General features: G+C 67.4%; 7 protein-coding genes. 5 read left to right on the plus strand and 2 right to left on the minus strand.

The annotated features are described in order from the left end of the window. Window positions 1–17: 17 nt before the first annotated feature. Together ACF8LI_RS22700 and ACF8LI_RS22705 are read right to left on the minus strand one after the other, a co-directional pair. A complete protein-coding gene (locus ACF8LI_RS22700) occupies window positions 18–506 on the minus strand; it encodes a MarR family winged helix-turn-helix transcriptional regulator (RefSeq protein WP_012206289.1) in 489 nt (162 codons plus the stop codon). Next, window positions 503–1,408, minus strand: a complete 906-nt coding sequence (locus ACF8LI_RS22705) for an alpha/beta hydrolase (protein WP_392414183.1) — start codon at window positions 1,406–1,408, stop codon at window positions 503–505. Before ACF8LI_RS22705 ends, ACF8LI_RS22700 begins: the two co-directional genes overlap by 4 nt. 197 nt (window positions 1,409–1,605) lie before the next feature. Between ACF8LI_RS22705 and ACF8LI_RS22710 the strand changes: the two genes are divergently transcribed. The 5 genes from ACF8LI_RS22710 to ACF8LI_RS22730 all read left to right on the plus strand — a co-directional run bounded on the left by ACF8LI_RS22710 (window position 1,606) and on the right by ACF8LI_RS22730 (window position 6,269). Next, on the plus strand, window positions 1,606–2,781 hold the full coding sequence (locus tag ACF8LI_RS22710; protein ID WP_016450648.1) for an ABC transporter substrate-binding protein: 1,176 nt from the start codon (window positions 1,606–1,608) through the stop codon (window positions 2,779–2,781). Window positions 2,782–2,891: 110 nt separating this feature from the next. After that, on the plus strand, window positions 2,892–3,812 hold the full coding sequence (locus tag ACF8LI_RS22715; protein ID WP_013801787.1) for a branched-chain amino acid ABC transporter permease: 921 nt from the start codon (window positions 2,892–2,894) through the stop codon (window positions 3,810–3,812). Window positions 3,813–3,814: 2 nt separating this feature from the next. Beyond that, window positions 3,815–4,765: a branched-chain amino acid ABC transporter permease gene (locus ACF8LI_RS22720; protein ID WP_126312090.1), complete on the plus strand. Its 951-nt coding sequence runs from the start codon at window positions 3,815–3,817 to the stop codon at window positions 4,763–4,765. Further along, window positions 4,762–5,556, plus strand: coding sequence for an ABC transporter ATP-binding protein (locus tag ACF8LI_RS22725; protein ID WP_193615974.1), 795 nt, complete (start codon window positions 4,762–4,764; stop codon window positions 5,554–5,556). The genes ACF8LI_RS22720 and ACF8LI_RS22725 overlap by 4 nt, the downstream gene beginning before the upstream one ends. Further along, window positions 5,556–6,269: an ABC transporter ATP-binding protein gene (locus ACF8LI_RS22730; RefSeq protein ID WP_013801790.1), complete on the plus strand. Its 714-nt coding sequence runs from the start codon at window positions 5,556–5,558 to the stop codon at window positions 6,267–6,269. Before ACF8LI_RS22725 ends, ACF8LI_RS22730 begins: the two co-directional genes overlap by 1 nt. The last annotated feature ends 198 nt before the right edge of the window (window positions 6,270–6,467 follow it).

Genomic DNA, 6,467 nt, shown 5'->3' on the forward strand with positions numbered 1-6,467 from the left:
GGTGGGTCTGCGCGCGCTCAGTCCGTGGGCGAGCGGTGGGCCACCACCTGCTGCTTGAGGTCGCCCAGCGCCTGGTACAGGTCGTTGCGGCTGGCCTGCGGCATGTCGCCGAACATGCCCATGACCCAGGATTCATGCGCCTTGGCCATGCGCGCAAAGGTCTTGCGACCCAGCGGGGTGAGGTGCAGCACGGAGCTGCGCCGGTCGGACTCCACCTTGGTGCGCACCACCAGGCCCTCTTTCTCCAACTGGTCGGTGATGCCGGTGATGTTGCCGTTGGTCACCATCATGTGGCGCGACAGCTCGCCCATCTTCATACCCTCGGGCGCGCGCTGCAGCTGGGCCATGAGGTCGAAGCGGGGCAGGGTGGTGTCGAATTCGCTGCGCAGGCGGTTGCGGATCTCGCCTTCGATGAGGTTGCAGCAGGTGAGCATGCGCAGCCACAGGCGCAGCGCATGGTGGTCGTCGGGCGCGGCGCGCGACTCCAGGTCGGGAGCGTGGGTCATGGCTGGTTCTGCGGTGTGGGGGCGCTCAAGCCCATCTGCGCGAGGATGGCGCGCGTCAGCGGGCTGGCCGGGTCGTTCAGGGTGAGCACGATGTCGAAATGGTTGGTGCCGGGCATGGCCACGTACTGGCCTGACGATGGACCGGGGCCACAGCGCTGGTTCCAGGCGGCCAGGTAGTCGTCGCTCTGGCGCTTGAATTCATCGGTCTCGCTCTCGCCGTAGCTGACGATGAGCGGGCAGGCCGCGCCGTGCGGCAGGAGGGCGGGGCTGTTGCGAATGGCGTCCTGCTCGCTCAGGCGCATCCATTCGTTGATGTGGGTGTGCACCAGCGGGCGCAGGTCGAACAGGCCCGACAGCGGTGCGGCGCCGCGCACCACGTCCTCGGGCACGCCGTAGTCCGCATGCCAGCCGCCGGCCAGCAGCATGCCCGCCAGGTGGCCGCCGGCCGAGCTGCCGCAGACATGGATGCGGCCCGGGTCGCCGCCGTAGCGGGCGATGTGGGCATGCACCCAGGCCAGGGCGCGGCGTGTCTGGTCCACGATGCGGTCCAGCGTGACGGCGGGCGCCAGTGAATAGTTCAGGGCCACCACCACGGCGCCGGCGCGCGTGAAGGTGGGCGCCATGCTGCTGGAGTCGTCCTTGGACAGCAGCCGCCAGTAGCCGCCGTGGATGAAGAAGAGAACAGGGGCGCCTGCCGCCCCGGTTGCTGCCGGGAAAATGTCCAGCAGCTCGTCGGCATGCTTGCCATAGGCCACGTTCAGCGCGCAGGGCAGGCTCTGGCGCGCGGCCCGGCTGTCGTCGGCATAGGCCTTGATGATGGGGGTGATGTCGGGTACCGTCGCGCGGGCGTTGTACTGGACATCGAGTCCGGCGCGGTCGTAGTGACGGTAGAGTGCGGGCATTGGAACGGAGATGGCGCGAAATGGTTTGTATGGCAGGTATTGGTACAAGTCCCAGACTTGTTCTGCAAAATACTTTAAACCTAAACTAAGACCCGCGCCAACCGTTCCAGCCCTTACAGAGTTTCCCGTCCAGCGTGACGGAAGACTGCCTCACCACCGATTGTCATCCGCGCGGCCCGCGCAAGGAGCACAGCAGCATGCGTTTCCTCACCCCCTTCCTGGCCGCAGCGGCCCTGGCCCCTGCCTTTGTTCCCGCGCTCGCGCAGGCGGACACCATCAAGGTCGGTATCGCCAACGATATTTCCGGGCCGTTTGCCGCGCTGGGCGCCGAGGCGCGTGACGGCTTCAACCTCGCCATCAAGCAGCTGGGCGGCAAGCTGGGCGGCCAGCCGGCCGAGTTCCTGCAGACCGACATGGGCGGCAACCCCGACCAGGCGCGCCAGCTGGTCACGCGCTACATACAGCGCGACAAGGTGGATTTCTTCACCGGCCCCATCGGCTCCAACGTGGCCCTGGCCGTGGGCCCGGCGCTGTTCGGCGCCAAGGTGCCCTACCTGTCCAACAATCCCGGCCCCAGCCAGTTCGCGGGCGCGCAGTGCAATGCGTTCTGGTTCGGCACGTCCTACCAGAACGATGCCTTCCACGAGGCAGCCGGCAAGCTGGCGGCCGACCGTGGCTTCAAGAAGATGTTCATCATGGCGCCCGACTATCCGGCCGGCAAGGATGCGCTGGTCGGCTTCAAGCGCGGCTACAAGACCGCGCCCGGCGAAGAGGTCTACACCAAGCTGGGCCAGATCGACTACGCGGCCGAACTGGCCCAGATCCGCGCGGCCAAGCCCGATGCGGTCTACATCTTCCTGCCGGGCGGCATGGGCATCAACTTCGTCAAGCAGTTCGTGTCCACGGGGCTGTCGCAAAGCGTCAAGCTGATCGGCCCGGGCTTCTCGGCCGACGAGGACGTGATCCAGGCCGTGGGCGAGCCCATGCTGGGCATGGTCAACACCGCGCAGTGGGCGCATGACCTGGACGTGCCGCAGAACAAGGCCTTCGTCGAGGCCTTCCGCAAGGAGTACAAGGGCCGCAACCCCTCGGTCTACGCGGCCCAGGCGTATGACGTGATCATGGCCATGGATGCGGCCGTCAAGCAGGCCGGCGGCAAGGCCTCGGACCGCCAGGCCATCGTCAAGGCGCTGGAGAAGGCCGACTACGCCTCGGTGCGCGGCCCCTTCACGTACGGCAAGAACCACTACCCCATCCAGGCCTACTACCAGCGCGTGATCGAGAAGGATGGCAGCGGCCGCATCACCAACAAGCTGGTGGGCAAGGTGTTCGACAAGTACCAGGACGTCTACGTCAACGACTGCAAGATGTGACCCCGCCGCCGCGCCCCCGTCGGGCGCGGCGTGCCTTGATCTTGATTTTCAAAGCCGGATGATTTGTTGACCGCGCGCGGGCCGATGCGCCCGCGGCAGGGGGCGTGTGGATGACGTGGACGCTGCTCTTGGAGCAATTGCTGAATGGCCTGCAGTTCGGGCTGATGCTGTTTCTGATCGCGGCCGGGCTGACCCTGGTGTTCGGCATCATGGACATCATGAACCTGGCCCATGGCTCGCTGTACATGGCGGGCGCCTATGTGGCGGCCGAGACCATGCAGCGCACGGGCTCGTTCACCGCGGCCGTGCTGGTGGCAGCCGTCGCCACGGGCGTGGCGGGTGTGGTGCTGGAGCTGGTGCTGATACGCCGCCTTGCCGTGCGTGACCATCTGGCCCAGGTGCTGGGCAGCTATGCGGTCATCCTCATTGCCAATGACCTGGTCAAGATGGTCTGGGGCCCGGCGCCGGTGATGCTCAACATGCCGGCCGCGCTGTCGGGGCCCGTGCAGTTGCTGCCCGATCTCATGTACCCGGCCTACCGGTTGATGATCATCGTCTTCGGCCTGGCCGCCGCGTTGGGCCTGTACTGGTTCGTGACGCGCACGCGCGCCGGCGTGCTGGTGCGGGCAGGGGCCTCCAACCGCCAGATGGCCACGCTGATGGGCGTGCGCGTACCGCTGCTGTTCCTGGGCGTGTTCACGCTGGGCGCCATGCTGGCGGCGGTGGCGGGCGCGCTGCTGGGGCCCATCACCTCGGTGCAGGTCGGCATGGGGGAAGAGATCCTCATCCTGGTGCTGGTGTGCATCGTCATCGGCGGCATAGGCTCCATACGCGGCGCCCTGGTTGGCGCCTTGCTGGTGGGCATGGTGGACACGGCCGGGCGGGCCTTTTTGCCCATGCTGCTGCGCCAGGTGTTCTCCCCGGCCGTGGCATCCAGCGTGGGGCCCACGCTGGCGGCGATTTCCATCTACGTGCTGATGGCGGTGGTGCTGGTGTACCGTCCTTCCGGCCTTTTCCCTGCGCGAGGCTGAGCATGGAACACAGCAGATTCCGCGGCACATTCGTCTGGACCGCGCTGGCCCTGCTGGCGCTGGCGGTTTTTCCGCTGGTGGCGCCTGCACTGGGGCTGGATTTCTACATCTCCTTCGTGCGCCGGGTGCTGATCTACGCGCTGGCCGCCACCAGCCTGAACCTCATCCTGGGCTATGGCGGCATGGTGGCGCTGGGGCATGCGGCCTTCTTCGGTGCGGGGGCCTATGCGGTGGGCATCCTGGCGATGAATGGCGTCACCTCGGCCCTGGTCGCCTGGCCGGCCGCCGCGCTGCTGGCGGGGCTGCTGGCCGCCGCCACGGGCGCCGTGTCGCTGCGCACGCGCGGCGTGTACTTCATCATGATCACGCTGGCCTTTGCGCAGATGCTGTTCTACATCTTCATCTCCCTGCGCCAGTACGGCGGCGAGGACGGGCTGAACCTGCCCGGCCATTCCGTGCTGCCCGGGCTGGACCTGGGCCACGACGTTTCTTTCTACTACGTGGTGCTGGCGCTGTTCGCGGTGCTGATGGCCTTGTTCGGCCGGCTGGTGGATTCGCGCTTCGGCAAGGCGCTGCAGGGCGTGCGCGAGAACGAGTCGCGCATGGAGTCGCTGGGCTACCCGGTCTACCGCCTGAAGCTCGTGGCCTTCGTTCTCAGCGGCGCGGTGGCGGGGCTGGCGGGCGCGCTGCTGGCCAACCACAACCTGTTCATCTCGCCCAGCCTCATGCACTGGACCCAGTCGGCCAACCTGCTGATCATGGTGCTGGTGGGGGGCGTGGGCCTGCGCTGGGGCGGCGTGGCCGGCGCCGTCGTCATGCTGACGCTGGAGGAAGTGCTTCGCATGTGGACCGAGTACTGGCACCTGCCGCTGGGCCTGCTGCTGCTGTGCGTGGTGTTCGGCGCGCCACGCGGCCTGACGGGCCTGTGGTCCGCACGCGGGAGGCAGGCATGAGCGGCGCGGCCACCCCTATCTCCATTCCCACTCCGGCCCTGGAAGCCAAGGGCCTGGTGCGCCGCTTTGGCGCGCTGCTGGCCACCGACCATGTCTCGCTGTCGCTGGCGCCTGGCGAGATCCATGCGCTGATCGGCCCCAATGGCGCGGGCAAGTCCACGCTCATCCATCTGCTGTCGGGCACGCTGGCGGCCGACGCCGGCACCCTGGCACTGGCCGGGCGCGACGTGAGCGCGCTCAACGCCCACCAGCGCGTGGCGGCGGGGCTGTCGCGGTCGTTCCAGATCACCAACATCTTCAAGCAGTCCAGCGTGCTGGACAACCTGGCGCTGGCCGTGCAGGCGCATGCCGGCAGCAGTTTCCGCTTCTGGCGCCCGCGCGCGGCCGAGACCGCGCTCTACGAGCAGGCCCGCGAGCTGGCGCGTGAATGCGCCATCGACGCCAGCCTGCTGCAGCGCCCCGCAGGCACGCTGCCGCATGGCGAGCAGCGCAAGCTGGAATTCGCGCTGGCCCTGGCCGCACGGCCCGGCGTGCTGCTGCTGGACGAACCCATGGCCGGCATGGGGCCTGATGAAACACTGCGCCTGACCGAGCTGATCGAATCCCTGCGCGGCCGCGCCGCCATGCTGCTGGTGGAGCACGACATGCAGGCCGTGTTCCGCCTGGCTGACCGCATCTCCGTGCTGGTCTACGGCCGCATCATCGCCACCGGCACGCCCGACGAGATACGTGGCAACGCCGATGTGCGCCAGGCCTACCTGGGGGACGAAGAAGTGAAGGAGGGCGCGTGATGCTCGAAATGCAGGCCGTGCAAAGCGGCTACGGACCCAGCCAGGTGCTGTTCGGCGTGGACCTGCGCATCGAGGCAGGCCAGGTCGTCACCCTGCTGGGCCGCAACGGCATGGGCAAGACCACGCTGCTTCGCACGCTGCTGGGCCAGCTGCCCCTGCGCGCTGGCCGCATGGTGTTTGCCGGGCAGGACATCGCCGGCTGGGCCACCGACCGCATCGCCCGCGCCGGCGTGGCCATCGTGCCCGAAGGTCGCCAGTGCTTTCCCAACCTCACGGTGCGCGAGCACCTGACGGCCTTTGTGGCACATCGCAATTCGGGCAGTCCCGGCGCGGCCGAGCCCTGGACGCCCGAGCGCGTGTTCGCGCTGTTCCCCCGCCTGGGCGAGCGCGCCTCCAACATGGGCAACCAACTGTCGGGCGGTGAACAGCAAATGCTGGCCATAGGCCGCGCCCTGGTCACCAACCCGCGCCTGCTCATCCTGGACGAAGCCACCGAGGGCCTGGCCCCCCGCATCCGCGAAGAGATCTGGTCCTGCCTGGCCCAGCTGCGCGCCGCTGGCCAGACCATCCTGGTCATCGACAAATACGTGGAGCGCCTGCTGGGCCTGGCCGACCGCCACCTCATCCTGGAGCGCGGCAAGGTCGTATGGAGCGGAGACTCGGCCGCGCTGGATGGGGACAGAGCGCTGTGGGAACGGTATTTGGGAGTGTGAGCACGCGCAATGCATTCGCAGTTCAAGGCGAAATTCAAGACGCGATGGAGGGTTGAATGGCATTGAAGATCAATGGGTGGCATGCCATTCAAATACATGCCTGTATCCAAGATGGGAAATTGCTTACATTTACAGGATGTATCTGACCCTGCATTTGATTGCCCTATAGCCATCGGCTTGTCTATGATCCCCGCTCAC

The organism is Delftia sp. WSY_12, assembly GCF_043104645.1.
Classification (GTDB): Bacteria; Pseudomonadota; Gammaproteobacteria; order Burkholderiales; family Burkholderiaceae_C; genus Comamonas; species Comamonas tsuruhatensis.